Genomic DNA, 26,079 nt, shown 5'->3' on the forward strand with positions numbered 1-26,079 from the left:
CATGTAGGCCAGCGCCGGGATGTGGCGGTGGTTGAACGCGGTCATGTGCACGCGTCCGGCGGCTTCCGCCTGGGACAGCATGGTCTCCGCCTGGGCGGCGTCCATGGCCAGGGGCTTCTCGCACAACAGGTGCAGTCCCTGCTCGAGGGCCGCCTGCACCATCTCGGCGTGGAGGTGCGGCGGCGCGACGATGCTGACGGCGTCGAGACCAGGGTGGGCCAGGAGTTCGCGGTAGTCCGTGTACACGTGGGGTACGCCGAATGCCTTGGCGGTGGCCTCCGCCTTGTCCGGTGTCCGTTGACAGAAGGCCACCACCTCCGCGTTCTCGGTGGCGCCGTATCCTTGCAGGTGCTGGGTGCCGAAGCCGCCTCCGATGACCCCGATTTTCACCGCCGTCATGAATTCTCCTCCTTGAGTTTACCCGCCTTACCCCGCCTGGATTCCCGCTTCCCAGGCTGTGTCAAAACCCCATCCGAGAAAGGCAACAACCCCCTGAATCGTCATTCCCGCGGAAGCGGGAATCCAGGGGTGGGGAGGCGGGGAAACGCCGCTGTAGCGCCCCACCACCGCCCCTGGATTCCCGCTTTCGCGGGAATGACGGATTGGACTTTCGTCGCTGGGAAGTGGTGTTTTCACACAGCCTGTTCCGCGGGAATGACGTTCCGCTGCGTAGTTGTTTTGAGTCTTGACACAGCCCGCTAATGCGCCCGCTCGCGTGCGGCGGGGACCACCAGGATCGTGAACGCGCCCAGCAGGTTGATGGCGCCGAAGAGGTAGAACGTGTAGCGCAGTCCGTAGGTGTCCGCTACGGCGCCGGCCACCAGTGGGAACAACAGGGACAGGGCCGAGCGCCCCACGTCCATGAAGGTCTGGGCCGCGCCCCAGATCTCCCTGGGCGCGTGCTCCAGTCCGCTGGCCTGGATGATGGGCCCCACGGCGAAGAGCGCCATCCCTCCGAGGGACACCACCGGGAGCAGGAACCACCCGGACGGCATCAACGGAATGGAGCCGATGAGCAGGCCCCCGGTAAGGAGCGAAAGGAAGATGGTGATCTTCCGTCCGAAGCGGTCGGAGAGGTGCCCGATGACCGGCGCGAAGATGGTGCCGACGAAGGCCAGGCACGCGAGGTAGACGCCGACCGTGGCGATGCCCATGTTCAGGTCCGTCGTCAGGTAGAGCGGCAAGAAGGTCGGGACCAGGTTCTCTCCGATGGAGCGCAGCGCCGCCACCAGGGTCACGCCCATGAGCGGCAGGTTGGTGAGGATGTCGCCGCGCAGGGCCCGGCCGTAGGAGGCGGAGCGGTTTCGCGCCGTGGCGTCGTGCCGCAAGGGCGGCAACACCGCCCAAAGGAACAGCGCGATGGCGACGCCCGGCACGAACTGGAACAGGTAGGCGGTGCGCCACGTGATCCACGTGAGCAGTGCGCCCACCACGATGGGGGCCACGGCCGCGCCGACGTTGGCCCCCATTGCGTGCACTCCCAAGGCGAAACCCATGCGGTCCGGGAACTTCTCGCCAACCACCGCGCGCGCCGGCGCGTGCCACATGAAACCGCCCAACAGGGCCTGGACGCACACCAGGGCGCCAAAGACCCAGAAGGTCGGGGAAAATCCCTGGAGCGAGACGAACAGGGAGGGCCACAGGAGCGACAGCAGCAGGACGCCCCGGCGGTCGCGCAGCATGTCGGTGGCCAGGCCGCCGATGGTGATGCTCAGGATGTGCGACACCCGCTGCGCCGAGCGCAACACGCCGATGTCGGTGTAGGAGATGCCGAAGTCGCGCACCACCAGGGGCAGGCAGACGTTCATGGTTCCCTGGAATATGTGCGTCACGCCGTGGCCCACGGTCAGTAGCCCAAGCACTCGGCCGCGGGACGGTTCCGGCGCCGCGGCCTCGGGTACGGCGGCTGAAAGGTCGGCGGAGGTGTTCACGGCGTGTTCCCGGTGCGGCTCATGCGCCTCCCCGCGAGGGTTGGCGGAGAAGGGAGGGAGTCGAACCCTCCGAGAACCTTACGGCCCTCAGACTGGTTTTGAAGACCAGCGGCACCACCGGGCACCTTCCTTCTCCATGCGCGGGCATCTCCGTATGAGGCTCTTATTTGTTCGCCGCGGGTTGCGCAAGGGCGGGCGGGGTGAAGGCCTGCACTTCCGGCAATTCCTCCTCATACGCCTCGACCTCCACCAGCGCCGTCTGCGAGATGGGACCCTGGGCGAGGCGCGAGGTTCCCTTGTCCAGGGTCAGGACGTTGGGGTTGCCGTGCCGTTCCAACCCGCCGGGAGCCTCGGGGTCGTACCAGGCACCGGTGGCGAGCACGACCACGTCGGGCGAGACGTTATCCGTGAAGCGGACACCGGCCAGACACGCGCCGCGATCATTGAATACGCGCACGACGCTTCCGTCTTCGATGCCCCTGACGGCGGCGGTGTCGGGGTGGATCAGCAACGGCTCCCGGCCCCGGACCTTGTTGTCCATGCTCACCGCGCCCGGGTCGTGCTGGCTGTGAAGCCTCGTGGTGGGCTGGTTGGAGATGAGGTGAAGCGGGAAGCGACGGGCGCGCTCCGCGCCCAGCCACTCCCCCGGCTCGATCCACGCCGGATGGCCGGGGCAGTCGTCGTAGCCGAAGCCCGCGATGGTTTCCGAGAAGATCTCGATGCGTCCGGACGGGGTCGGCAACGGGTGCCTGGCCGGGTCCTCCCGGAACCGGGCGAACAGCACCTTCTCCTCGCCCTCGGTGGGCAGGGTGATGTGACCGGCGCTCCAGAACGCATCGAAGGGCGGCAACTCGATGCCCTCGCGGATGAAGGAACTCCGAAGCCCGTCGTAGAGATGCCGCAGCCAGTCGTTCTCCAGCCGGCCCTCGGTGAAGCCTTCCTTGAACCCCAGGCGCTCGGCCAGCCCGGAGAAGATGTCGTAGTCGTTCCGTGCCTCGCCTACCGGCGGAACCGCCTGGGCCATGGCGAAGACGATGGGATCGGACGCCTGCCTGCCGATATCGTTGCGTTCCAGCGGAGTGGTGGCCGGCAGGACGATGTCGGCGTGCCGCGCCTGCGCGTTCCACCAGGGCTCGTGGACGATGATCGTCTCGGGACGCTGCCACGCCTCCACGAGCCGGTTGAGGTCCTGGTGATGATGAAACGGGTTGCCGCCGCACCAGTAGACGAGACGGATGTCGGGATACTCCAGCCGGCGGCCGTTGTAATCGAACGGTTCCCCTGGGTGGAGGAGCATGTCGGTGATGCGCGCCACCGGGATGAAGGCTTTCACCGTGTTCGCGCCTTGCGGCAGCGTGATTCCGCCGATGGATCTCACGGGATTGCCGATGGAGCCGGTGGAGCCGTAGCCATAGCCGATGCCGCCGCCGGGAAGGCCGATTTCCCCCAGCATCGCGGCCAGGACGGCGGCCATCCAATAAGGCTGTTCCCCATGGTCGGCCCGCTGGAGCGACCAACTCACCGCGATGAGGGTGCGCCTCGCGGCCATGCGCCGAGCCAGGCCGCGGATGATGTCGGCCGGAACACCGCACAGGGCGGCGGCCCATTCCGGATCCTTGGGACGGCCGTCCCGTTCGCCCATGAGGTAGGCGCGAAAGGTTTCGAATCCGGTGCAATACTTCTCCAGGAACGCCTCGTCGTGGAGGCCCTCCCGAATCAACGTGTGCGCCAGCCCCAGCATCAGCGCGGTGTCGGTGTTGGGGCGCGGCGCCAGCCACTCCGCTTCGAGGAAGTCCGCCGTGTCGTCCCGCGCCGGGCTGACGTTCACGAACTCCACGCCGTTCTCCTTGCAGAGTTCCAGCCAGCCACGCGTCGTGTGCCTGCCTATTCCGCCGGCGCTGACCTGGGTGTTCTTGAGTGGGATGCCGCCGAAACTGACCACCAGTTCCGTATTTCTCGCGATCACCGGCCACGAGGTGGCTCCATCGCGAACAGAGTTCCAGTCGTAGCCGAAGACGTGAGGGATGATGACTTCCCCGGCGGCGTAGCTGTACGTGTTGACCGATCGGACATAGCCGCCGAACTGGTTCATGAAGCGGTGAAGCTGGCTCTGGGCATGGTGGAAACGGCCCGCGGAGGCCCAGCCGTAGGAGCCGGCGAAAATCGCCTCGTTCCCGAACGACTCGCGCACGCGCCGCAGCTCTCCGGCCACGAGCTTGAGCGCCTCGTCCCAGGTCACCGGGACGAACGGCTCCGTGCCGCGGCCGCCTCCGTGATGCTCCGGTCCCCGCTCCAGCCAGCCTTGCCGCACCATGGGTCGCGCTACCCGGCAGGTGTGGTGCACCACGTCCGGGATCGACCGCCCGATGGGCGAAGGGTCCGGGTCCTCCGCGAACGGATGCGCGGCCACGATGCGCCCGCCCTGGACCTCGACCTGGTAGGCGCCCCAGTGAAGGGACGTTTGAACGCGCTGGTTGTTCGTATGGCTCATATCCGGAGCCTCCTGCTGCCGTGTCCCGCGCCGCAAGGAACGGGCCGTGCGACTCTTCCCCTGACAGTTTTTGGAAGATACCCTGAAAAGGGGATGCCCTCAAACAACGGACCCGCCCCCGGGAATCGTCATTCCCGCGCAAGCGGGAATCCAGGGGTGGTGGTGGGCGGGAACGACGTAATAGGTGCGTCGTTGCCGCGGGAGTTCTACTGGCATTTCCTGTCGGGCCGGACTACAATCCGGCGTCATGAAGGTGGAGCGGCGGGCCGTGCTGGAGCGGCTTAGGGATCATCTGACCGAGAACGACATCGTGGTGGCCGCCTTGGCCGGCACCACCGCGGATACCTACGAGGTGGTCCACCGGCCGGAGAACCTCTACCTCGTGGGCCTCGGCATGGTCACGCAGGTGAGCCTGGGACTGGCGCTGACTCTGCCCGATTCGAGAGTGGTTTCCCTGGACACCGACGGAAGTCTGCTGCTGGGGCCGAGCATTTTGTCGGTGGTCGCCGTATCCGGAGCGGAAAATCTCCGCATCATCGTGTTCGACAACGAGCAGCTCTTCGGCAGCCGCGGCGGCGCCCCCAGCCAGACCGCCGCTGGCGCGGATCTCACCGCCATGGCCCGGGCCGCGGGCATTCTGCACGCGGACACGGTGGCCAACGAGGACAGCGTGGGCGTGGCGGTGGAGAGGCTTTTCTCGCGGGAAGGCCCCGCGCTCCTGACCGCGAAAATCGCGCTGGCGGCGAGAGCCGAGGGCCCGAGCATGGACGGGCAGGAGAACAAGTACAGGCTGGTGCGGCGCATCGAGGCCATCCGCGGGCGCGCGATCCTGGCGCCGCCGAAGCCGTGAGTGGTTCCGTGAACGGTGGCAGACAGTGAAGGACGACATCGCGGCTGAAGCGCACAAGTGCCTGACGGAGGCGGGGGTCGACTTCGTGGCCTGCATGCCCGATTCGGCCTTCCTCGAGCTCTATCAGCGGCTGGAGGCGGACTCCGGCGTCCGCTACCTGCAGGTGGCCAACGAGAGCGACGGCGTAGGCGTCTGCATGGGCGCATGGCTCGGCGGCGCCCGCCCGGCCATGCTCATGGAGAACACGGGGTTCGCGCTGTCCTGCTACGCGCTCCTTCGGGGCCCCGCCGCCTTCGGCGTCCCCATGCTCCTGCTCATCAGCTACCGCGGTGGTTTCGGCGACCAGCGCTGGTTCTCGGTGCCCTTCGGCTGGGCCACCGAGCCATTGCTGGAGAGCCTGCGCATCCAGTACAGCGTGGTCCACGAACCCGGCGAGATGGACGCCGCCATCACCGGCGCGGTGCAGTCCATGAACGCCATGCAGGCGCCGGTGGCGGTGCTGTTCCCGCCCGAACTCTTCTCCGAGGTGAAATGAAACCCGCCAGCTTCGAGTACTACGATCCCCCGACCGCGATGGAGGCTGTGGCGCTGCTGGGCGGTCTGGGCGAGGACGCGCGGGTGCTGGCCGGCGGCCAGAGCTTGGTGCCGCTCATGAACTTCCGCTTGGCCCGGCCCGCGCACTTGGTGGATTTGAACCACGTCACCGAGCTGGATTTCGTGTCCGTGGCCGGCGGCGAGTTGCACATCGGCGCCATGACCCGTCAGCGGACCCTGGAACGTTCCGAGGAGGCGGCGGCCGGCTGGCCGCTGCTGCGGGAGGCCGCGGGATTCATCGGGCACGTGCAGATCCGCAACCGGGGCACGGTGGGCGGCAGCCTGGCGCACGCGTTTCCGTCCGCCGAGCTGCCCGTGGCCATGGTGACGCTGGATGCCGGAGTCGTGCTGCAAGGGGAGGGCGGCGAGCGCACCGTGGCCGCGGAGGATTTCTTCCTTGGCACCATGACCACTGCCCTGGAACCCGGCGAGTTGCTCCGTGAAGTCCGGGTGCCGGCGGTGGCTGCGGGAAGCGGCGCGTCGTTCCAGGAAGTGAGCCGGCGGTACGGCGACTTCGCGCTGGCGGGAGCGGCGGCGCTCGTGACCCTGGACCGGGACGGAGCGGTGAGCGGCGCGCGCCTGACGCTCACGGGATCGGCCCCCATACGCGCGCGCGACGCCGAGGCGGCGGTGCTGGGAGAGAAGCCCTCGGATGCACTCTTCCGCGAAGCCGCGCGCCGCGCCGTGGAGGGCATCGATCAGGAATCCGACATGCACGCCAGCGCCGACTACCGCCGCCGCACGTGCGCCGCGCTCGCCCGGCGCGCGCTGGCGCAAGCGGCACGGCAGGCCGCGGCGGCGACCGGGTCGGGCCAGTGACGATGGCTCGTTGCGTGGTTGACGCCGGGTAGACACGGGTACGGTGATCGAGCATGGGCAAACGGAAGATCGCAATACGGATCAATGGCACCGAACGCGGCGGCGAGGCGGAACCGCGCAGGCTGCTGAGTGATTTCATCCGCGACGACTTGGGCCTTACCGGCACCCACGTGGGCTGCGAGCACGGCGTGTGCGGCGCCTGCACGGTGCTGCTGAACGGCGATCCGGTGCGTTCCTGCCTGATGTTCGCGGTGCAGGCCGACGGCGCCGAGATCGACACCGTGGAGGGCCTCGCGCCGGACGCGGACACGCTGCATCCGCTGCAGGAGAAGTTCCAGGAGCGGCACGGGCTTCAGTGCGGGTTCTGCACGCCCGGCATCCTGCTTACGGCACGCGCGCTGTTGCGGGAGAATGCCGATCCCGGCGAGACCGAGATACGTGAATGGATCAGCGGCAACCTGTGCCGCTGCACCGGCTACCGGAATGTCGTGACGGCCATTCGCGAGGCGGCGGAGCTGATGTCCGAGGGCGGCGCGGCCACCCCGGTGCCCCGAAAGGATTGAAGAAGGGCTATGGCCTACATCGGTTCGAACGTGAAGCGCAGAGAGGACGTGCCGCTGCTCCGGGGCATCGGCAAGTACGTAGGCGACATTCGCCGGCCGGGTATGGTGCATGCCGCGGTGCTGCGCAGCACCCGCGCCCACGCCCGTCTCGTTGCCATCGACACGGCCGCGGCGCTGGAGCTTCCCGGAGTCGTGGGGGTACTCACGGTCGCGGACATGCCGGGCCTCAAGACCATTCCCATGCGTACCGGACAGTTGCCCGGTCTGGAACGGTCGCAGCAGACCCCCATCGCCACGGACCGGGTGCGCTACGTGGGCGAGCCCGTGGCCGTGGTGGTGGCGCGGGACCGGTACGTCGCCGAGGACGCGCTGGAGCTGGTGGAGGTGGTCTACGAGGATCTCCCGGCGGTGATAGACGCGCGCACGTCCATGGGACCGGAGGCGCCCCGGCTCCACGACGCGGTGCCGGGAAACGAGCCCGCCGGGTTTCAGGTGGAGACGGGTGATGTGAAGCGCGCTCTCTCCGAGTGTGACCTCATCATCGAGCAGACCTTCGAGACCAACCGTCACGCCGCGGTCCCGCTCGAAACCCGCGGCCTGGTGGCGGAGTACGACGAAAGCCGCGCCATGCTCACGGTGTGGGGCCCCACCAAGATGACCCACACCAACTGGCGTATCCTCTCGGAGTTGAGCGGATTGCCCCAGAGCGCGATCCACTTCATCGAGCCGGCGGTGGGCGGCGGTTTCGGCGCCCGTGGCGAGTTCTACCCCGAGGACTTCCTGATCCCCTTCGCCGCCATGCACTTCCGCGTGCCCGTGTGCTGGATAGAGGACCGCTCGGAGCACCTCAAATCCACCAACCACTCGCGGCAGCAGTCCTACCGGGTGCGGCTGGGCCTCCGCAACGACGGCACCATCGTGGCCATGGACGCGGAGATCCTGTTCGACATGGGCGGCTACACCCGCACCCACGGCGGTGTGCCCATCGTCTCGTCGTCCGCCATGCTGCAGGGTCCGTTGCGCATCCCGAACTACCGCTGCCGGATCCATTGCGTGCTCACCAACAAGACGCCGGTGGGCACTTACCGGAGCCCCGGCCGCTACGAGGCCAACTTCGTGCGCGAACGCCTCGTGGACATGGCGGCTCATCGCCTCGGGCTCGATCCCGCGGAGCTGCGGCGGCGCAACATGATCCGCCCGGAGGAGATGCCCTACGACCTCGGCAGGAACCCGTACCACTACAACGTCTACGACAGCGGCGACCTGCCGGGGCAACTCGAAGCGGCTCTGAGCCACATGGGCTACGAAGAGCTTCGACGGCGGTGCGAGGAAGCGCGGGCGGAGGGCCGGGCCATGGGCGTGGGCCTCGGCTGCTTCGTGGAGACCAGCGGCATTGGACCGTGGGAGTACGCCCGGGTGGAGGTGGGCAACAACGGCGGCGTGGTGCTCTACAGCGGCATCAACTCGGTGGGGCAGGGCATCGCCACTGCCCTGAGCCAGATCGTGGCGGACGAGATGTGCATCTCCATCGACGACGTGCGGGTGGTGCACGGCGACACCGCCAAGGTCCCCTACGGCAACGGCAGCAACGCCAGCCGCTCCACCGTCATGGCCGGGAGCGCGGCGGTGGGCGCGTGCGGCAAGGTCAAGGAGAAGCTCCTGCGGCTGGCCGCCGCGGAGTTGGAGATCGACGCCGGCGACCTGGTGTTGGCGGACGGCCGCATCAGCGTCCGGGGCGCGCCGGAGCGTAGTCTGGACTTCGCCGCCCTGGCCCGGCTGGCATTGCCCGGGCCGGCGCTGGCCCGGGGCTTCACTCCCGGCATCTCGGAGGAGGATTTCTTCGCCACAGACCAGAGGCCGTTCCCCTACGGCGTCCACGTGGCGGTGGTGGAGGTGGACCGCGAGACCGGCATGATCGAGATCCTTGACTACCTGGTGATGGAGGACGTGGGCCGCAAGATCAATCCCATGATCGTCGAGGGACAGATGGCCGGCGGCCTTGCCCAGGGCATCGGCGGCGCGCTGCTGGAGGAGTTCGTCTTTGACGGGGACGGACAGCCCCAGGCCACGAGCTTCATGGACTATCTCATGCCCACCGCCATGGACGTGCCTCGGGGACAGTTCATCTCCACCGAGGAATACCCGTCCCCCCACAACCCCCTGGGGGTCAAGGGAGCAGGGGAGGGCGGCATCACAGCCGCCGGCGCGGCCCTGGCCAACGCGGTCTCCAATGCCTTGGGGGTGGAAGTAACGCGCCTGCCGCTCAAGCCCGGCTACCTGCTGGAGCTGATGGACGCGGCGGAAAAGGGTTAAGCAGAGGGACTCAGCCATGAGCGAGCAGCGGATCGCACCGGACGCCATCGTGGACATGCACGCGCACCTCTACCCCGAGGGGTGCTTCGACGAGATGGTCAAGGCGCGGCCCGAGTTCGCCCTCACCCGCTCGGAACGGGGGCTTGCGCTGACCTGCCGCGGCAGTCATACCATGTCCGCGCCTCTGGAGGAGGCCCTCGCCGACCGCCTGCTGATTATGGACGAGGCCGGCGTCGGCGTCGAGGTGCTGTCCGTCGGCGCCCTCAACATCGGCCTGGCGGGCGACCGGGACGTGGCGTTGGCGCGGCGGGTCAACGACGGTTTGGCCGAGGCCTGCCGTGAGCATCCGGACCGCTTCCGCTTCGTGGCGGCGCTGCCGTGGAGCGGCACCGCCGCCCTGGTGGACGAGTTGGACCGGGCCATGGGGCTCGGGGCGGTGGGCGCCGGCATCACCACCACCGTGGGCGAGCACACCTTCGACGCGCCCGAGTTGCGCGAGTTCTGGCGCGAGGCCCACCGCCGCAAGCTGCTGGTGCTGGTGCATCCCACGTTCCCGCTCGACGGCCCCGCCAACGACCGTGGCGAGTACCTTGCCGTGGGCTATCTGGGCGAGACCGCCATGGCCGCCACCAAGCTCACCCTGGGCGGCGTGCTCGAAGAGTACCCCGATGTCCGTATCGTCTGGTCCCACTGCGGCGGCAGCCTGTGCATGGTGCTGGACCGGGTCGACCGCGGCTACCGCCGCTACGAGAAGTGCCTGCGCCCGCCCGGCGAATACCTCCGCGAATGCTGCTACTTCGACACCGTCTGCCTTTCCGGCCCCGCGCTGGACTGTGCCCGTGACACCTTCGGCGCCGACCGCCTCGTCTACGGCACCGACGAGCCCCACGTGCGCGACGCCAGCCGCGCCGTGCTCGCCGCGCTGCGCGCGCGCCCCTGGCCCGCGGCCGAGCTGGAAGCCATCCTCGGCGGCACCGCGCGGGCGCTGCTGGGGGAGCACTGAGGATCGGCACCAGGCCGCCCGGACCGTCTTGGCACGCGTGTCCAACAGCATTGCCATGCCCTCTGTATTGTCGTAAACAGAAATCAGACGGTGGTTGGTGCCACGCACATGGAAACGCTAGAGCTACGGCAGCGTTTGGCGGTTGCGGCGAGTTCGCTGCGGAGTTGCCTGGAGCAGCAACAGGCGGCGGGGATCGCTTTCTTGCCCGTGGGGACAGGCGCCGAAGCGGACCATGCCGGCGGCCCGGCGACCGCGGCCCAAGGCGACGAGGTTGCGACGGCGGCGGATCTCCAGGAGCTTCGCGCTGTCCTGGGCGACTGCCGGCGCTGCAAGCTGTCGCAGGGGCGCGGCCGCATCGTCTATGGAGTCGGCCGGGCGGACGCGGACATCATGTTCATCGGCGAGGGGCCGGGCGAGGACGAAGACCGCGAGGGCGAGCCTTTCGTTGGGCGCGCGGGGCAGTTGCTGACCGACATCATCACCAAGGGCATGAAGCTCCGGCGCGAGGACGTGTACATCGCCAACGTGGTCAAGTGCCGCCCGCCGCGCAATCGCGACCCCGAGCCGGACGAGGTCGCGGCGTGCGAGCCGTTCCTGATCCGGCAGATCGAGCTGGTGCGGCCGCGGGTGATCATCGCCTTGGGGAGGGCCGCGGCGCAGACGCTGCTGCGCTCCAACGAGGCCATCTCGCGCCTGCGCGGGCGCTGGCACGACTACCACGGCATCCGGCTGATGCCGACATTTCATCCGGCGTACCTGTTGCGCAATCCGGGGGACAAGAGGCTTGTCTGGGAAGACATCAAGAGCGTCCTGCGGGAGCTCGGGACGGCGGCGGTCTGACATGGCGAGCTTTCGTCCGATACCGGGGATCCGGTTCTGGTGCGCGCTGCTGCTGGTGGCGCTTGGCCTGGGCGCCCTGAGCGCCGGGGGAGCCGCGCGCGAGGCGGCGGGCCAAGGCGCCACGGGCTCCCACGTGAACCTCATCGTCATCAACGGCGGCATCAACCCGGCCGTCAACGACTACATCCGCGACAGCATCCAGCGGGCGCACGCGGGCAACGCCCGCGCCCTGATCATCCAGCTCGACACCCCCGGCGGACTGCTGTCCTCGACCCGCTCCATCGTGAAGGAAATGCTCAGCGCGCCGCTGCCGGTGATCGTCTACGTGGCGCCCAGCGGCGCCGGCGCGGGCTCGGCCGGGGTCTTCATCACCCTGGCCGCCAACGTCGCCGCCATGGCGCCCGGCACCAACATCGGCGCGGCCCACCCGGTTGCGGGCGGGGGACAGGAAGTCAAGGGCGTCATGGGCGAGAAGATCGAGAACTTCACCGCCTCGTTCAGCGAGACCATCGCCCAGCGGCGCGGCCGCGACACCGAGTTCGCCATCCAGGCGGTGCGCCGGAGCATCTCCATCACCGACAAGGAGGCGCTGGAGAAGCGCGTCATCGACATCATCGCGGTGGACGTGAGCGACCTCCTCAAGCAGGCCCACGGGCGCGAGGTGGACGTGGCCGGCACCAAGCGCACGCTGGACTTCGACGGCGTCTCCGTGCTGCGCTTCGAAATGGGGCTGAAGCTCAAGGTCCTCAACGTCCTGGCGGACCCCAACATCGCCTACCTGCTGATGATGGCCGGCATCCTTGGCCTGTACATGGAGTTCTCCAACCCGGGCGCGCTCTTCCCGGGCATCGCCGGCGGCATCGCGCTGCTGCTGGCGCTGGCGTCCCTGCAGGTGCTGCCCATCAACTACGCCGGGCTGCTGCTCATCGGCCTCGGCATGTGTCTCCTGGTGGCGGAGGCGTTCCTGCCGAGCTTCGGGCTATTGGGCATCAGTGGAGTAGTGTCCCTGGGGCTGGGCTCGCTGCTGCTGTTCGACGTCGAGGGCTCCGACCTCACGGTGGACCCGGGCATCGTGCTGGCGGCGGTGGGCACCCTGAGCGCGGCGGTGCTGGTGGTCACCTTTCTGGTGGTCAAGTCCCAGCGGCGCAGGGCCACCTTGGGCTACGAGGGCCTCCTCGGCGAGGTCGGCGAGGTGCGCGAACGGCTGGACCTGAAGGGCAGGGTCTTCGTGCACGGGGAGGTGTGGAACGCGGAAGGGGCGGAGCGGCTGGAGCCCGGCGACAGGATCGAGGTCGTCGGTCACGACGGGATGGTACTCAAGGTCAAACGCGCCGTGGAGAGCTGACCGGGGCCGCGCGCCCGACGAGTCGGCCGCGGCCGCGCAGGAGACATACATGCTGGATATCGGACCCATTGCGATCGTGCTTATCATCGTGCTCGGGTTGGCCGTCAGCGGCATCAAGATACTCAAGGAATACGAACGCGGGGTGATCTTCCGGCTGGGCCGGATGGTGAACGCCCGCGGCCCGGGGCTCATCTACGTGATCCCCTTCATCGAAAAGATGGAACGGGTGGAGCTCAGGACCGTGACCATGGACATCCCCTCGCAGGACGTCATCACCCGCGACAACGTGTCGGTGAAGGTCAACGCGGTGCTCTACTTCAGGGTCCTCGACCCCAACCGCGCCATCCGGGAGGTGGCCAACTTCCTGTTCGCCACCTCGCAACTCGCCCAGGTGACGCTCCGGAGCATCTGCGGCCAAGCGGAGTTGGACCAGCTCCTGTCCGAGCGGGAGCGCATCAACTCCGACCTCCAGCGGATCCTCGACGAACAGACGGACCCGTGGGGGATCAAGGTCGTCCTGACCGAGATGAAGCACATCGACCTCCCGGAGGAGATGCAGCGCGCCATGGCCCGGCAGGCCGAGGCCGAGCGCGAGCGGCGCGCCAAGATCATCCTGGCCGACGGCGAGTTCCAGGCCTCCCAGAAGCTGCAGGAAGCCGCCACCGTGATCGCCAAGGAGCCCATGGCCATGCAGCTCCGCTTCCTGCAGAGCCTCCAGGAAGTGGCCAGCGACAAGAACTCCACCACCATCTTCCCGGTGCCCATCGACCTGCTGACGCCGTTCCTGAAGAAGATGGCCGAGGAGGATACCTGATCCGCGGGAACGGACCGGGGGCCGCCTTGACGGCCTCGGCCTCCGGTTCCGGCTTCCGTCGCTGAGCCATGCTGCTGGAAGAGCTGGCCTATGATCTTCCCGAATCGCTGATCTCCGCCTACCCGGCCGAGGACCGGGTGTCCGCCCGCCTCATGGTGGTGGATCGCCGGTCGGGCGCCATCACCCATTCCCGTTTCGCGTCCCTCGGCGACTTCCTTTCTCCGGGCGACCTGCTGGTGCTCAACGATTCCAAGGTGATCCCGGCGCGCCTGGAGGGGCGCAAGGACAGTGGCGGGCGCGCGACGGTGCTCCTGGTGGAGCCGTTCGACGCGGAGCAGGGACTCTGGCTCGCCCTCGTGGACGCCTCCAAGAAGCCGCGGCTGGGGAGCCGCATCCTCTTCTCCGACAAGGTCGAGGCGACCGTGCTCGGCGATCTCGGCGCGGGCCGCTACGGCCTCCGCTTCGAGCACCCCGGCGTATTCACCGACATGCTCGAAGAGATCGGCGCGCCGCCTCTGCCGCACTACATCGAAAGGCTGCGGCGCGTGGAGGAAAAGGACCGGGAGAGCTACCAGACGGTCTATGCCGCCGCGCCGGGCTCGGTGGCCGCGCCCACCGCCGGGCTTCACTTTACGCGTGAACTGTTGGAGGAGCTTGCCGGCGGCGGCATCGACAACGTGACCGTGACCCTGCACGTGGGCCTGGGCACGTTCCGTCCGGTGCGCGAGGCCGTGGTGGAGAACCACCGCATGGACGGAGAGTGGTACACTTTGAGCGAGAGCGCGGCCCGGCGCATCCGCCGGGCCAAGGCGGAAGGGAAACGCATCGTCGCCGTGGGCTCCACGAGCACGCGCACGCTGGAGAGCGTCGTTGCGCGCAAGGGCAGGGCGGCGGCGGACGCCGGCATCACGCGCCTGTTCATCACCGCCGGCTACCGCTTCCGCGCCATCGACGCTCTTGTCACCAACTTCCACCTGCCGCGCTCCACGCCCCTGGCCATGGTGGCGGCCCTGGCGGGACTGGACTTGGTGCGCAGCGCTTACGCAGAGGCCGTCGCCGAGGGCTACCGGTTTTACAGCTATGGCGACGCCATGCTGATCCTGTAGAAAGAGGCGGGACCGGCCTCCACCGCCGCTCCATTTCACCATGCAATTCACCGTCACTCACACCGACCCGTCCAGCGAGGCGCGCACCGGCGTCCTCGAGACCGCCCATGGCGTGGTGGAGACGCCGGCCTTCATGCCGGTGGGCACCCGCGGTTCGGTCAAGGCCCTCTCTCCACGGGATCTCCGGGAGGTGTCGAGCCAGATCATCCTGTGCAACACCTACCACCTGTACATGCGCCCGGGGGAGGAGCTGATCCGGGATCTGGGCGGGCTGCACGCGTTCATGGGCTGGGACGGGCCGATCCTCACCGACAGCGGCGGCTACCAGGTGTTGAGCCTGGCGGCCATGCGCAAGATCACCGAGGAAGGGGTGTCGTTCCGCTCCCATCTGGACGGCTCATCGCACTTCCTGACGCCGGAGAAGGTGGTGGGCATCCAGCAGGCGCTGGGGGTGGACGTGGCCATGGTGCTGGACGAGTGCATCCCGTACCCGGCGAGCCGGGAGTATGTGAAGGCGTCCACGGATCGGACGGTGCGCTGGGCGCGGCGGTCGCTGGAGGCGCCGCGCAATCCGGACAGCGCTCTCTTCGGGATCGTCCAGGGCGGGGTGTTCAAGGACTTGCGCGAGGACTGCGCGGGGCGGCTCGCCGACCTCCCGTTCGACGGCTACGCCGCCGGCGGTCTGGGCATCGGCGAAGGGCCGGCGCTCCTGGCGGAGATCGGCGGCTTTACCGCGGCGCGCATGCCCGAGGACCGTCCGCGCTACCTCATGGGCCTCGGCAAACCCGAAGACTTGATTCACGGGGTCCGCTCCGGCTATGATTTGTTCGATTGCGTTCTGCCGACGAGGAATGCCAGGAACGGCACGTTATACACCGCCACCGGGAAGCTCAGCATCAAGAACGCGGCCTTCGCGCGGGACCCGCGTCCCGTGGACGAAAGCTGCCCGTGCTACGGTTGCCGGCATTTTTCGCGTGCCTATCTTCGCCACCTCTATGTGGCCGGCGAAATCCTTGCGGCCTATCTGAACACGCTGCACAACGTCTGCTATTACCAGAGGCTGATGACGGAACTGCGCGGGGCCATTCGGGACCGGTCGAGTCTGGAGAACGTCGCGGGCGGGATATGGGACTTGCCCGAGCCCGTGGCGTAAGGGCATGGCCGGCCCGGGTGACGGCCGGCAATCGCATCGCATCTTGAAGCTTTGGAGGAGAACATGTGGGACGTAGCCTATGCGCAGGCCGGAGGCGGCCCCAGCACATTCATCAGCATGTTGCCCCTCGTGCTGATCTTCGCGGTCTTCTACTTCCTCCTGATCCGGCCGCAGCAGCGCAAGGCCAAGGATCACCGCAACATGCTGGCACAGCTCAAGCGCAACGACGAGGTCATGACCACGGGCGGCGTGTTCGGCAAGATCCTTGGACTGACCGACACCGAGGTCACGCTCGAAGTGGCCCCCAACGTCAAGATCAAGGTGGGCCGGAGCTACATCGCCCAGCTTTTCAGAACAGAGAAGACCGCCGGCGCCAAGGAGGCCAAGGGCAAGTAGCGGGGGGCGGTTGCGGCGAGCTCCGGTTGGGGAAACAAGCATGCGTCAAAGTCTAGCCATTCGTCTGGTCCTGCTGGCGGTCTGCATGGTGGCGGCCGGGGTGTATCTCGCTCCCAGCTTCGTGCAGGGCCTGTGGTTCCTGCCCCAGAACGGCATCCGCCTCGGGTTGGACCTTCAGGGCGGGTCGCATCTGGTGCTGGAGGTGGAGGTGGAGAAGGCCGTGGAGAACCGCATGCGCCGGGTGCGCAGCAGTCTCCGCGACGAGTTGCGCGAGCGCAACATCGCCTTCACCGCTCTCGAGGTCGGCACCGCCGGGGAACTCGCCGTCAAGGCCTCGCCCGCCAACATGGATCGCATCCGGGATCTGCTGTCCACCGAGTATCCGGTGCTGGAGGTGTCCGAGTCCGGCACCGGCCCGGAGGGAGCCGAGCTGCGGGTGGTGTTCACCGACCGGGAACTCGCCAGCATCCGTGACTTCGCGGTGGACCAGACCCTGGAGACCATCCGCAACCGCATCGACCAGTTCGGCGTGACCGAGCCCACCATCCAGCGCCAGGGGCAGCGGGACGTGCTCGTGCAACTGCCCGGAATCCAGGACCCGGAACGGGCCAAGGCGCTCATCGGCAAGACCGCCCTGCTGGAGTTCAAGCTCGTGGACGAGCGCGGTGACGTGCAGCAGGCCGTGCGCTCCGGGCCGCCGCCGGGCCGCGAGGTGCTCTACGGCTACGAAGGCTCGGATTCGTCGGTGCGGCGCGAGCGGATCCCCTACCTGCTGGAGGCGCGCACCCTGATGACCGGCGAGGCCATCGCCGACGCCAACGTGCGCCGGGGCGACACCCTCGAGGGGCTCTACGTGGAGCTGGCGCTGAACTCCGTGGGCAGCACCGCCTTCGACCGCCTCACCGCGGAGAACGTCGGCCGCCTGCTCGCCATCGTCCTGGACGGCCGGGTCTACTCCGCGCCGCAGATCCGCGAGCGCATCTCCGGCGGGGTGGCCTCCATCACCGGCAGCTTCGACTTCCAGGAGGCCCGGGACCTGGCCATCGTGCTGCGCGCGGGCGCGCTGCCGGCGCCGGTGCAGATCCTGGAGGAGCGCACGGTGGGACCGTCCCTGGGGCGGGACTCGGTGCGGCAGGGCATCGTCTCCTTCATCCTCGGCAGCATCCTGGTGCTCATCTTCATGGTGGCGTACTACCGCGGCGCGGGCGTGTTGGCGGACGTGGCGCTGGTGCTGAACATCTTCTTCATGATGGCGATCCTCGCGGGCTTCGAAGCGGTCCTGACCCTGCCCGGCATCGCCGGCATCATCCTGACCATGGGCATGGCCGTGGACGCCAACGTGCTCATCAACGAGCGCATCCGCGAGGAAGTGCGCAACGGGAAGCCGCCGCGCACGGCCATCGACACGGGTTACGAACGCGCCATTCCGGCCATCCTGGACTCGAACCTGACCACCTTCCTGGCCGGGGTCATCCTGTTCCAGTTCGGCACCGGCCCCGTGCGCGGCTTCGCCGTGACCCTGTGCGTGGGCATCCTGACCACCGTGATCTCCGCCGTGTACGGAACGCGCATCTACTACGACTATCGCCTCACCCGGCGGAACCTGGTGCGGCTGTCGGTGTAGCCCCGGCGCGGGCACGACGGATTGGACTGAGAAGAGCACATGGAAATCATCAAGCCGGGAACCCGGATCCCCTTCCTGAGCTATCGCCGCTGGGGTTTCATGCTGTCGTCGGCGCTGATCATCGGCGTCGCGCTGTTGCTGTTCACCAAGGGACCGAACCTCGGGGTCGACTTCGAGGGCGGCACCATGGTGCACGTGAAGCTGCCCGAATCGGTCACCATCGGTGACCTCCGCGACGCGCTGCAGCAGTCGCCGCTGGGGGGAGTGGTGCAGGACTTCGGCGGAGGCGGCACCAACGAGTACCTGATCCGCATGGAGAAGTCGGAGACGGAGATCGGCACCGTGGGCAGGGACATCCGCGCGGTCCTGGACCAGTCGTTCGGCGCGGGGAAGTATGAAGTGCTGCGGGTGGAGTCGGTGGGCCCCAAGGTGGGCGACGACCTGCGGCGCCGGGGCATCCTCTCGGTGATCTTCGCCACCATCATGATGGGGGCGTACATCTGGATACGCTTCGAGCTGCGCTTCGGGCTGGGCGCCATCGTCGCGCTGATCCACGACGTCCTGATCACGGTGGGGGCGCTGGTGGTGGCCGGCTTCGAGTTCGACCTTCCCATCGTCGCCGCGCTCCTGACCATCGCCGGCTACTCCGTGAACGACACCGTCGTGATCTGCGACCGTATCCGCGAGAACATGCGCAAGAAGCGCCGCGACTCCATGGAGAACATCATCAACACCAGCATCAACGAGACGCTGGGGCGCACGATCCTCACCACCATCACGTCGCTGCTGGTGTTGACGGCCCTTCTGATCCTGGGCGGCGGGGTTATCCGTCCCTTCGCCTATACCCTTTTCGTCGGCTTCCTGGCGGGGCTGTACTCCACCGTTTTCGTGGCCACCCCGATCATCCTGCTGCTGGAACGAGGCCGCAGGCGCTAACCGCGAATCTCGGAAGTTGAAGGACGCCCGCAAGCGCTGGATCCTCAAGGAGGCCGATGCAACCGCGGCGGCGGATCTTTCACGGGAGCTCAGGCTCCCGCCCCTTCTCGCCAATATCCTGGTGCAGCGCGGGTTCGCCGATGCGGACGCCGCGCGCCGTTTCCTCTCGTCCAGCCTGAGCGCGGACCTGCCGTCGCCGCACCTGCTGGCGGGCATGGACGACGCCGTCCGCCGCATCGCCCGGGCACTGCGCGACGGCGAGCGCGTCTGCGTCTGGGGCGACTACGACGTCGACGGCACCACCGGCGCCGCGGTGCTGGTGTCGTTCCTGCGCGAGATCGGCGCCGCGCCGCTGTTCTACATCCCGCACCGCATCGACGAGGGTTACGGCATGAGCCGCCAGGGGATCGAGCACCTGCGCTCCCGGGACGTGTCCCTCGTCATCACGGTGGACTGCGGTATCTCCAACGCCGACGAAGTGGCCTTCGCCCGGGACCTCGGCATGGACGTGGTCATCGTCGACCACCACCAGTTGCCCGAGCGGCTGCCGGAGGCCGCCGCGGCCGTCATCAATCCCCAGCGCTCCGACTGCGCCTTCCCGGACAAGGGCCTGTGCGCGGCCGGGCTGGCCTTCTACCTGGTCATCGGCCTGCGCGCCAACCTGCGGGACGCGGGCTGGTTCGAGCCCGACGCCGTGCCCGACATCCGCCGCCACCTGGACATCGTCACCCTCGGCACCATCGCCGACATGGTGCCGCTGCGCGACACCAACCGGGTGCTGACGCGTCGTGGGCTGGTGGAGCTGGGCAGCTCGGAACGCCCCGGCATCGCCGCCCTGAAGGAGGTGGTGGGGGTGGCGCCGGGAACCGTGGACGCGGGCACCGTGGCCTTCCAGCTCGGCCCGCGCATCAATGCCGCCGGGCGCATGGACGCGGCGGTCAAGGTGGTGGAGATGCTCACCACGGATTCGCGCGAGACCGCGGACGCCATCGCCAGGGAGCTCGACACGCACAACCGGGAACGGCGGGAGACTGAAGCGCAGGTGCTGGACGAGGCGCTGGCGCAGATCGAGGAGAAACGCCTCCAGGACCGATGGTCCATCGTGGTGGGGAGCCGGGGCTGGCACCCCGGAGTGCTCGGCATCGTGGCCTCGCGCATCGTGGAGCGGTTCCACCGGCCGGCCATCGTAATCGGGTTCGAGAGTGAAGAAGGGAAGGGCTCCGGCCGGAGCATCCGCGGGTTCCACATGGTGCAGGCCATGCGGCGGTGCGCGGAACTGCTGGTGCGTTTCGGCGGCCACGAGTACGCCGGCGGCCTGAGCATCCGGGAGGAGAGCCTCGCGCCCTTTGCCGAGCGTTTCGAGGAGGTGGCGCGGGAGGCTCTCGACGAGGAAGACCTGCTGCCGTATCTTGATGTGGACGCGGAAGTGGATTTCGCGCAGTTGAGCCTGGGCTTGGTGCGGCAGATGCGGCTTCTGGGCCCCTTCGGAGTCGGCAATCCCGAGCCGGTCTTCCAGACCCGGGGCGTGGAGGTGTGCGAGCGCCGGAACTTCAACAGGGTTTCGCGTTTCCGGCTGAGGCACAACGAGCACACGGTGACGGCGGTGACCTTCGGCCCTCCCGAGGACCTCCCGACCCGGGTGAACGACCGCGTCGACATCGTCTACCGGCTCAGGGAAAACGAGTGGCAGGGGACCTACGCAATGGAACTCCGGCTGCTGGACGTCAGGGCGTCGTGAGGCGAGGACGCTCGAAAACGGCCACCACGGTCGAATGGGGGCCGGGCATTTGACTTCCATGCCCTTCTCCATTAAAAAGTCACGCAACCATGGGACGTTATGCAGTTGTAAAGACGGGTGGGAAGCAGTACCGGGTCGCCGAGGGCGAGTTGGTCGATGTCGAGCGCCTGGGCGGAGAGGTCGGTGCCACGGTAACCCTGGACGAGGTGTTGCTGGTGAGCGGCGGCGACGAGCAGGAGGCCAGGATCGGCACGCCGCTGGTGGAGCAGGCCCAGGTGACGGCCGAGATCGTCGAGCAGGGGCTCGACAAGAAGATCATCGTCTTCAAGAAGAAGCGGCGGAAGGGCTACAAGCGCAAACAGGGCCACCGCCAGCAGCAGACCACCCTTAGAATCGTCGAAATCCAGGCGTAAGGCGGAAGAACCGATGGCGCACAAGAAATCAGGCGGAAGCTCGCGCAACGGTCGCGACAGTCAGGGACAGCGGCGCGGGGTCAAGCGCTACGGCGGGCAGCACGTCAAGGCGGGCAACATCCTGGTGCGCCAACTGGGCACGAAGATCCATCCGGGCAAGAACGTCGGCATGGGGCGCGACTACACGCTGTTCGCGCTGGTCGAGGGCACGGTGGAGTACCAGCGCTGGGGCCGGTCGCGCAAGCGGGTGGCCATCGTTCCTGCCTGAACACGCCGGCACGAAGGCATGCGCCGGCGCCCGGTCATCCTGTCTCCCGAACCTTGAAACCTCGCGGCCCCGCCGCATTCCCATCCCACTCCACACCACGATTCGTCAGAACCGGTACCGCGGGGCGCTGAAGGCGGTTGCGCATACAAGCCGGAGACCCATCGAATCATGAAGTTCGTCGACGAGGTCGAGATCACGGTGAAGGCCGGGGACGGCGGCCGCGGCTGCGTCAGCTTTCGCCGCGAGAAGTACGTCCCCAAGGGCGGCCCGGACGGCGGCGACGGCGGCGACGGCGGTCACGTACGCGTGGTGGGGGACCCGCACCTGACCACGCTTCTCGACCTGCGCTACCAAAGGTTGTACCGCGGCCACCGGGGACAGCACGGACGCGGCAAGGACCAGCACGGCAAGAACGGCGAGGACCGGGTGATCCGGGTGCCGGTGGGGACCCTGATCCGCGACGCGGCCACGGGCGATTTGATCGCCGACATCGATACCCCCTCGGGCGACGTGGTGCTGGCGCACGGGGGCAAGGGCGGCAGGGGCAACAGCCGCTTCGCCAGCGCCACGCGGCAGGCGCCGCGGTTCGCCGAGCCGGGTGATGCGGGAGAAGAGCGGGAGCTTCGGCTGGAGTTGCGGCTGCTGGCGGACGTGGGGCTCATCGGACTGCCCAACGCGGGCAAGTCGACGCTGATCTCGGCCGTCTCCGCGGCGCGCCCCAAGATCGCGGACTATCCTTTCACCACGCTGGTGCCCAACCTCGGCGTGGTGGCCCACGGCGACCGGAGCTTCGTGGTGGCGGACATACCCGGGCTGATCGAGGGCGCCCATCGGGGCGAGGGCCTCGGCCATCGCTTCCTCAAGCACGTGACCCGTACCGGCGTGCTGGTGCACGTGCTCGACGTCTTCCAGCGTGACGGGCGCGATCCCAGGACGGACTTCGAGACCGTGAACCGCGAGTTGGGGCTGTTCGACGAGGAGTTGTCGCGCAAGCCCCAGATCGTGGCGGCGAACAAGGTGGATCTGCTGCCGGACCGGAGCACGGTCGAGGAACTCGAGGCGTTCTTCGGTGGGCAGGGCTACCGCTTCTGCGCCATCTCCGCGGTGACGGGCGACGGGCTGGAGCGGCTCAAGCGGATGATGGCCGAAGACCTTGCCGAAAGACGCGCGGCGTCCGGCGGCGGGAGAGATGCGGCACGGCACCTGGAACTCCATGGCTGATTTGAGACGCAAATACGTCCACCGCGCCAAGCGGGTGGTGGTGAAGATCGGCAGCCGCATTCTGTCTTCCGAGCGCGGCCTGCACGCGCGCCGCGTCGGGCGGCTGGTGCGCGAGTTGGCGGCGCTGCACGACCAGGACAAGAAGCTCGTGGTGGTAAGCTCGGGCGCCATCGCCTCGGGCCTGAGCCGGCTGGGGCTCGCCAAGCGCCCGCGGGACCTGCCCCAGGAGCAGGCGCTGGCGGCCGTGGGACAGATCCGGCTCATGGCGTTGTACGAGAACTCCTTCGGCGGCTACGGCAAGCACGTGGCGCAGGTGCTTCTGACCCACGAGGACCTGGCCAACCGCAAGCGCTACCTCAACGCCAAGCACACCCTCAAGACGCTGCTGGACTGGAACATCATCCCCATCGTCAACGAGAACGACACGGTGGCGGTGGAGGAGGTCAAGTTCGGCGACAACGACCAGCTCTCGGCGCTCGTGGCCACGCTCATGGAGATGGACCTTCTGGTGATCCTCAGCGACGTGGACGGGGTGTTCGACAGCGATCCCAGGTCGAACCCGGACGCCCGGCTCATGCCGGTGGTCGACGACCTGGCCGCGGCCAAGCAGGTGGCCCAGGACACGGCGCCGTCCGAACTGGGCCGCGGCGGCATGTTCTCGAAGCTCTGCGCCGCGGAGCAGGCGAGCCAGGCCGGCATTCCCACCGTCATCGCCAACGGCCGCGAGCGGGAGGTGCTGGCGGGCCTGTTCGACGGCAGTCGCGAGTCGGGCACCCTGGTGCTGCCCGAGGAAAACCGCCTCACCAGCCGCAAGCACTGGATCCTCTACAATCTCAAGCCCTCGGGCGAGGTGATGGTGGACAACGGCGCCTTGGCCGCCGTGACCGCCAAGGGCAAGAGCCTGCTGCCCTCGGGCGTGAGGGAAATCAAGGGCTCTTTCGGCGCCGGCGAGTGCGTGAGCTGCGTCGACGACAGCGGCCGCGAGTTTGCCCGCGGCCTGGTGAACTACAGCGCCCAGGAGTTGCGGCGGATCAAGGGTTCCCACTCGGGCAAGATCGAGAGTATCCTGGGTTACAAGGCCTACGACGAGATCATCCACCGGGACGATCTCGTGCTATTGTAAAGAGAGGAGAACGGGAGTCGTCATGGGAGTTGCCGAGGAAGCACGGGAGATCGGCCGGCGCGCCAGGGCGGCGGCCAACGCCCTGGCCGATCTTTCCACCGATGTGAAGAACCGGACCCTTCTGGGCATGGCCGACGGCATCGAGGAGCAGCAGGGCTTCCTGCTCGCCGAGAACGCCAAGGATCTCGACGTCGCGGCCGGGAAGGAGCTCTCCACGGCGGTCATCGACCGGCTCACGCTCAATCCCAAGCGGGTGGCGGACATGGCCGCGGGCATTCGCGACATCGTGGCGCTGCCGGACCCGGTGCGGGAAGTGACGCGGACCTGGACGCGCCCCAACGGCCTCGAGGTGGGCCGCATGCGCATCCCGCTGGGGGTCATCACCATCATTTACGAGGCCCGTCCCAACGTCACCGCGGACGCCGCGTCCCTGTGCATCAAGTCGGGCAACGCCGTCATCCTCAAGGGCGGCAGCGAGGCGAAGTTCTCCAACCAGGCCATCGGCGAGGTGCTGCGCGGCGCGTGCGCGCGCGCCGGCGCGCCGGAGGACGCGGTGCTGGTGGTGGAGTCCACCGACCGGGCCATGGTCCACGAGTTGCTCAAGCTCGAGGAGTACGTCGATTTGATCATCCCGCGCGGCGGCGAGGAACTGATCCGCTTTGTCGCGGCCAACTCCCGCGTGCCGGTGGTCAAGCACTACAAGGGCGTGTGCCACGTCTACGTGGACGCCGACGCCGACCTGGACATGGCGGAGCGCATCGCTCTCAACGCCAAGGTGCAGCGCCCGTCGGTGTGCAACGCCATGGAGACCCTGCTGGTGCACGAGGCGGTGGCGCCGCGGTTCCTGCCCGAGGTCCTCGGCAAGCTCCGGGAGAGGGGGGTGGAGATACGCGGCTGCGACAAGACCCGCGCGCTTCTGGACGCGGTGGCGCCCGCGAGCGAGGAGGACTGGCACGAGGAATACCTGGACCTGGTGCTGGCGGTGCGGGTGGTGGCGGACATGGACGAAGCCATCCAGCACATCCGCAAGTACGGCTCGGACCACACCGAGACCATCGTCACCGCCGACCGCGCCAAGGCGGAGGCCTTCGTCGCCCGGGTCAACTCCTCGGCCGTGCTGGTGAACGCCTCCACGCGCTTCAACGACGGCGGCGAGCTGGGCCTCGGGGCCGAGATCGGCATCAGCACGAGCAAGATCCACGCCTTCGGCCCCATGGGCCTGGAAGAGCTGACCAGCACCAAGTTCTTCGTCTACGGCGACGGCCAGGTGCGCACCTGATTCCATGAGACTCGGCCTGTTCGGAGGCACCTTCGATCCGATCCACTTCGGCCACCTGAGGAGCGCCGAGGAGGTGCGGGAAGCGCACGCGCTGGACAAGGTCTGTTTCGTCCCCAGCGGTGTCCCCCCGCACCGGAACGCCGAGCCCGGGGCGGCGGCCCACCACCGCCTGGAGATGGTACGGCTCGCGGTGGCGGACAAACCCGGCCTGTGCGCTTCCGACGTGGAGGTGGCCCGGCCGGGCGCCTCCTTTTCCATCGATACCGTGCGCCACTTCTCGGGACGGCTTGCGCAGGGGGATGACCTGTACCTGATCCTCGGCCTCGACGCCTTCCTGCTGTTCGGTTCCTGGAAGGACTGGCGCGAGCTGCTGGCCCTTGCCCACGTCATCGTCACGTCCCGTCCCGGCGCCGGCGACGCGCTTCCCTACGAGCGGATTCCCGTTGTCGTGCGGGAGGCGTTTTGCTATGATCCGGTCCGATCCGGCTTCCGGAACGAGTTCGGCAAGGAGATCCTGTTCACGCGCCTGACGGACGTGTTCGTCTCCGCCTCGGCCATCCGGGAGCTGCTGGGAAAGGGGAAATCGATCCGCTACCTGGTTCCCGAAGAAGTGCAACGCTACGTGGAAAAACACCGTCTCTACAGCGAGTCGCCGGAGTGCTAGTGTCCGATAGCCCGACGCGCGACGCCAAGGACAAGGCCCTGCTGCTCTGCGGCCTTGCACTCGACAAGAAGGCCCAGGACCTCGTCTTGCTGGAAGTCGGCGAGCTCACCACCATCGCCGACTACTTCCTCATCTGTTCCGGTCGATCCGACCGGCACGTCCAGAGCATCGCCGAAGGCATCAAGGAGGACGGCCGCGCCCAGGGCCTGCGCCCGCTCTCCAGCGAGGGGATCACTCGCGGCCAGTGGGTGCTCATGGACTTCTCCGATGTCCTCGTGCACGTCTTCTACGAGCCCGTGCGCCGCTTCTACGACCTCGACGGCCTCTGGGCCGGCGCCACGGTAGTGGAGCTGCCCGAGCCCCACGCAACCCTCGCCGCGCAGTTCACCAGCGAGGGCGATCCGCCCGACCCCTGGCCGGCCGCGGAGGGCGGCGCGGGTCCGGGGTACTTGGGTAAGCCGGTGCGGTAACGCCCTGCGTCACGGCGGACACGGGGCCTTCGCAGACGCCATCGTGTCACGTGAATATGGGGGGAATTGTGGGTGGTGATCCCAACGGGACTCGAACCCGTGTTTCTGGCGTGAGAGGCCAGCGT

At 68.0% G+C, this 26,079-nt stretch carries 25 protein-coding genes and 1 tRNA gene; 22 read left to right on the forward strand and 4 right to left on the reverse strand.

From position 1 onward, the window contains the following. The 4 genes from OXU42_01030 to OXU42_01045 all read right to left on the reverse strand — a co-directional run. The coding region (locus OXU42_01030; protein ID MDE0027973.1) for a Gfo/Idh/MocA family oxidoreductase at positions 1–399 on the reverse strand (399 nt) is incomplete at its 3' end. A 299-nt stretch (positions 400–698) separates the two neighbouring features. Beyond that, positions 699–1,931 (reverse strand): MFS transporter, encoded by a 1,233-nt coding sequence (locus OXU42_01035; GenBank protein ID MDE0027974.1) that lies wholly within the window; start codon positions 1,929–1,931, stop codon positions 699–701. A gap of 41 nt (positions 1,932–1,972) precedes the next feature. After that, positions 1,973–2,067, reverse strand: a tRNA-Sec gene (locus OXU42_01040). A 27-nt stretch (positions 2,068–2,094) separates the two neighbouring features. Then, the gene (locus OXU42_01045) at positions 2,095–4,422 is read right to left on the reverse strand and encodes a molybdopterin guanine dinucleotide-containing S/N-oxide reductase (GenBank protein ID MDE0027975.1); all 2,328 of its coding nucleotides are present in this window, start codon (positions 4,420–4,422) and stop codon (positions 2,095–2,097) included. Positions 4,423–4,669: 247 nt separating this feature from the next. On the opposite strand from OXU42_01045, the gene OXU42_01050 reads away from it, so the two are divergent. The 22 genes from OXU42_01050 to rsfS all read left to right on the forward strand — a co-directional run bounded on the left by OXU42_01050 (position 4,670) and on the right by rsfS (position 25,954). Beyond that, the gene (locus OXU42_01050; protein ID MDE0027976.1) at positions 4,670–5,272 is read left to right on the forward strand and encodes a thiamine pyrophosphate-dependent enzyme; all 603 of its coding nucleotides are present in this window, start codon (positions 4,670–4,672) and stop codon (positions 5,270–5,272) included. Positions 5,273–5,297: 25 nt separating this feature from the next. Further along, positions 5,298–5,807, forward strand: a complete 510-nt coding sequence (locus OXU42_01055; protein MDE0027977.1) for a thiamine pyrophosphate-binding protein — start codon at positions 5,298–5,300, stop codon at positions 5,805–5,807. Beyond that, the gene (locus tag OXU42_01060) at positions 5,804–6,685 is read left to right on the forward strand and encodes a xanthine dehydrogenase family protein subunit M (protein ID MDE0027978.1); all 882 of its coding nucleotides are present in this window, start codon (positions 5,804–5,806) and stop codon (positions 6,683–6,685) included. The genes OXU42_01055 and OXU42_01060 overlap by 4 nt, the downstream gene beginning before the upstream one ends. A gap of 53 nt (positions 6,686–6,738) precedes the next feature. Further along, on the forward strand, positions 6,739–7,248 hold the full coding sequence (locus tag OXU42_01065) for a (2Fe-2S)-binding protein (protein MDE0027979.1): 510 nt from the start codon (positions 6,739–6,741) through the stop codon (positions 7,246–7,248). 9 nt (positions 7,249–7,257) lie between these two features. Further along, entirely contained in the window at positions 7,258–9,561 is a 2,304-nt protein-coding gene (locus tag OXU42_01070) for a xanthine dehydrogenase family protein molybdopterin-binding subunit (GenBank protein MDE0027980.1), read from the forward strand. Positions 9,562–9,577: 16 nt separating this feature from the next. Further along, positions 9,578–10,564 (forward strand): amidohydrolase family protein, encoded by a 987-nt coding sequence (locus OXU42_01075; GenBank protein MDE0027981.1) that lies wholly within the window; start codon positions 9,578–9,580, stop codon positions 10,562–10,564. 108 nt (positions 10,565–10,672) lie between these two features. Further along, positions 10,673–11,404 carry a uracil-DNA glycosylase gene (locus tag OXU42_01080; protein ID MDE0027982.1) on the forward strand — a complete coding sequence of 244 codons (732 nt, stop codon included), beginning with the start codon at positions 10,673–10,675 and terminating at the stop codon, positions 11,402–11,404. 1 nt (position 11,405) lies between these two features. Beyond that, positions 11,406–12,749 carry a nodulation protein NfeD gene (locus OXU42_01085; protein ID MDE0027983.1) on the forward strand — a complete coding sequence of 448 codons (1,344 nt, stop codon included), beginning with the start codon at positions 11,406–11,408 and terminating at the stop codon, positions 12,747–12,749. Between the two features lie 49 nt (positions 12,750–12,798). After that, positions 12,799–13,563: a slipin family protein gene (locus OXU42_01090; protein MDE0027984.1), complete on the forward strand. Its 765-nt coding sequence runs from the start codon at positions 12,799–12,801 to the stop codon at positions 13,561–13,563. Between the two features lie 68 nt (positions 13,564–13,631). Beyond that, positions 13,632–14,669 (forward strand): tRNA preQ1(34) S-adenosylmethionine ribosyltransferase-isomerase QueA, encoded by a 1,038-nt coding sequence (queA, locus tag OXU42_01095; GenBank protein MDE0027985.1) that lies wholly within the window; start codon positions 13,632–13,634, stop codon positions 14,667–14,669. A 40-nt stretch (positions 14,670–14,709) separates the two neighbouring features. After that, entirely contained in the window at positions 14,710–15,822 is a 1,113-nt protein-coding gene (gene tgt / locus OXU42_01100; GenBank protein ID MDE0027986.1) for a tRNA guanosine(34) transglycosylase Tgt, read from the forward strand. 63 nt (positions 15,823–15,885) lie between these two features. After that, positions 15,886–16,218 carry a preprotein translocase subunit YajC gene (yajC, locus tag OXU42_01105; GenBank protein ID MDE0027987.1) on the forward strand — a complete coding sequence of 111 codons (333 nt, stop codon included), beginning with the start codon at positions 15,886–15,888 and terminating at the stop codon, positions 16,216–16,218. A gap of 40 nt (positions 16,219–16,258) precedes the next feature. Next, a complete protein-coding gene (secD, locus tag OXU42_01110; GenBank protein MDE0027988.1) occupies positions 16,259–17,842 on the forward strand; it encodes a protein translocase subunit SecD in 1,584 nt (527 codons plus the stop codon). Positions 17,843–17,881: 39 nt separating this feature from the next. Continuing rightward, positions 17,882–18,778, forward strand: a complete 897-nt coding sequence (secF, locus tag OXU42_01115) for a protein translocase subunit SecF (GenBank protein ID MDE0027989.1) — start codon at positions 17,882–17,884, stop codon at positions 18,776–18,778. A gap of 16 nt (positions 18,779–18,794) precedes the next feature. Beyond that, on the forward strand, positions 18,795–20,516 hold the full coding sequence (recJ, locus tag OXU42_01120; protein ID MDE0027990.1) for a single-stranded-DNA-specific exonuclease RecJ: 1,722 nt from the start codon (positions 18,795–18,797) through the stop codon (positions 20,514–20,516). An 89-nt stretch (positions 20,517–20,605) separates the two neighbouring features. Next, a complete protein-coding gene (rplU, locus tag OXU42_01125; GenBank protein ID MDE0027991.1) occupies positions 20,606–20,929 on the forward strand; it encodes a 50S ribosomal protein L21 in 324 nt (107 codons plus the stop codon). 13 nt (positions 20,930–20,942) lie between these two features. Continuing rightward, positions 20,943–21,197 (forward strand): 50S ribosomal protein L27, encoded by a 255-nt coding sequence (gene rpmA, locus OXU42_01130; GenBank protein ID MDE0027992.1) that lies wholly within the window; start codon positions 20,943–20,945, stop codon positions 21,195–21,197. A 168-nt stretch (positions 21,198–21,365) separates the two neighbouring features. After that, complete coding sequence (gene obgE / locus OXU42_01135; GenBank protein ID MDE0027993.1) at positions 21,366–22,418, forward strand: GTPase ObgE; 1,053 nt, start codon at positions 21,366–21,368, stop codon at positions 22,416–22,418. Position 22,419: 1 nt separating this feature from the next. Continuing rightward, positions 22,420–23,541: a glutamate 5-kinase gene (gene proB / locus OXU42_01140; GenBank protein ID MDE0027994.1), complete on the forward strand. Its 1,122-nt coding sequence runs from the start codon at positions 22,420–22,422 to the stop codon at positions 23,539–23,541. A 22-nt stretch (positions 23,542–23,563) separates the two neighbouring features. Beyond that, positions 23,564–24,820, forward strand: coding sequence for a glutamate-5-semialdehyde dehydrogenase (locus OXU42_01145; GenBank protein MDE0027995.1), 1,257 nt, complete (start codon positions 23,564–23,566; stop codon positions 24,818–24,820). A 4-nt stretch (positions 24,821–24,824) separates the two neighbouring features. After that, a complete protein-coding gene (gene nadD / locus OXU42_01150) occupies positions 24,825–25,484 on the forward strand; it encodes a nicotinate-nucleotide adenylyltransferase (protein MDE0027996.1) in 660 nt (219 codons plus the stop codon). Beyond that, on the forward strand, positions 25,484–25,954 hold the full coding sequence (gene rsfS, locus OXU42_01155) for a ribosome silencing factor (GenBank protein MDE0027997.1): 471 nt from the start codon (positions 25,484–25,486) through the stop codon (positions 25,952–25,954). Before nadD ends, rsfS begins: the two co-directional genes overlap by 1 nt. Positions 25,955–26,079 lie beyond the last annotated feature (125 nt).

The organism is Deltaproteobacteria bacterium, assembly GCA_028818775.1.
In the GTDB taxonomy this organism is placed as follows: Bacteria; Desulfobacterota; Binatia; order UBA9968; family JAJDTQ01; genus JAJDTQ01.

Coding starts and splice junctions, on each gene's coding strand:
- OXU42_01045 (MDE0027975.1), bottom strand. CDS start 4,422: ATGAGCCATACGAACAACCAGCGCGTTCAAACGTCCCTTCACTGGGGC.
- OXU42_01050 (MDE0027976.1), top strand. CDS start 4,670: ATGAAGGTGGAGCGGCGGGCCGTGCTGGAGCGGCTTAGGGATCATCTG.
- OXU42_01060 (MDE0027978.1), top strand. CDS start 5,804: ATGAAACCCGCCAGCTTCGAGTACTACGATCCCCCGACCGCGATGGAG.
- OXU42_01065 (MDE0027979.1), top strand. CDS start 6,739: ATGGGCAAACGGAAGATCGCAATACGGATCAATGGCACCGAACGCGGC.
- OXU42_01070 (MDE0027980.1), top strand. CDS start 7,258: ATGGCCTACATCGGTTCGAACGTGAAGCGCAGAGAGGACGTGCCGCTG.
- OXU42_01075 (MDE0027981.1), top strand. CDS start 9,578: ATGAGCGAGCAGCGGATCGCACCGGACGCCATCGTGGACATGCACGCG.
- OXU42_01080 (MDE0027982.1), top strand. CDS start 10,673: ATGGAAACGCTAGAGCTACGGCAGCGTTTGGCGGTTGCGGCGAGTTCG.
- OXU42_01085 (MDE0027983.1), top strand. CDS start 11,406: ATGGCGAGCTTTCGTCCGATACCGGGGATCCGGTTCTGGTGCGCGCTG.
- OXU42_01090 (MDE0027984.1), top strand. CDS start 12,799: ATGCTGGATATCGGACCCATTGCGATCGTGCTTATCATCGTGCTCGGG.
- queA (MDE0027985.1), top strand. CDS start 13,632: ATGCTGCTGGAAGAGCTGGCCTATGATCTTCCCGAATCGCTGATCTCC.
- tgt (MDE0027986.1), top strand. CDS start 14,710: ATGCAATTCACCGTCACTCACACCGACCCGTCCAGCGAGGCGCGCACC.
- yajC (MDE0027987.1), top strand. CDS start 15,886: ATGTGGGACGTAGCCTATGCGCAGGCCGGAGGCGGCCCCAGCACATTC.
- secD (MDE0027988.1), top strand. CDS start 16,259: ATGCGTCAAAGTCTAGCCATTCGTCTGGTCCTGCTGGCGGTCTGCATG.
- secF (MDE0027989.1), top strand. CDS start 17,882: ATGGAAATCATCAAGCCGGGAACCCGGATCCCCTTCCTGAGCTATCGC.
- rplU (MDE0027991.1), top strand. CDS start 20,606: ATGGGACGTTATGCAGTTGTAAAGACGGGTGGGAAGCAGTACCGGGTC.
- rpmA (MDE0027992.1), top strand. CDS start 20,943: ATGGCGCACAAGAAATCAGGCGGAAGCTCGCGCAACGGTCGCGACAGT.
- obgE (MDE0027993.1), top strand. CDS start 21,366: ATGAAGTTCGTCGACGAGGTCGAGATCACGGTGAAGGCCGGGGACGGC.
- OXU42_01145 (MDE0027995.1), top strand. CDS start 23,564: ATGGGAGTTGCCGAGGAAGCACGGGAGATCGGCCGGCGCGCCAGGGCG.
- nadD (MDE0027996.1), top strand. CDS start 24,825: ATGAGACTCGGCCTGTTCGGAGGCACCTTCGATCCGATCCACTTCGGC.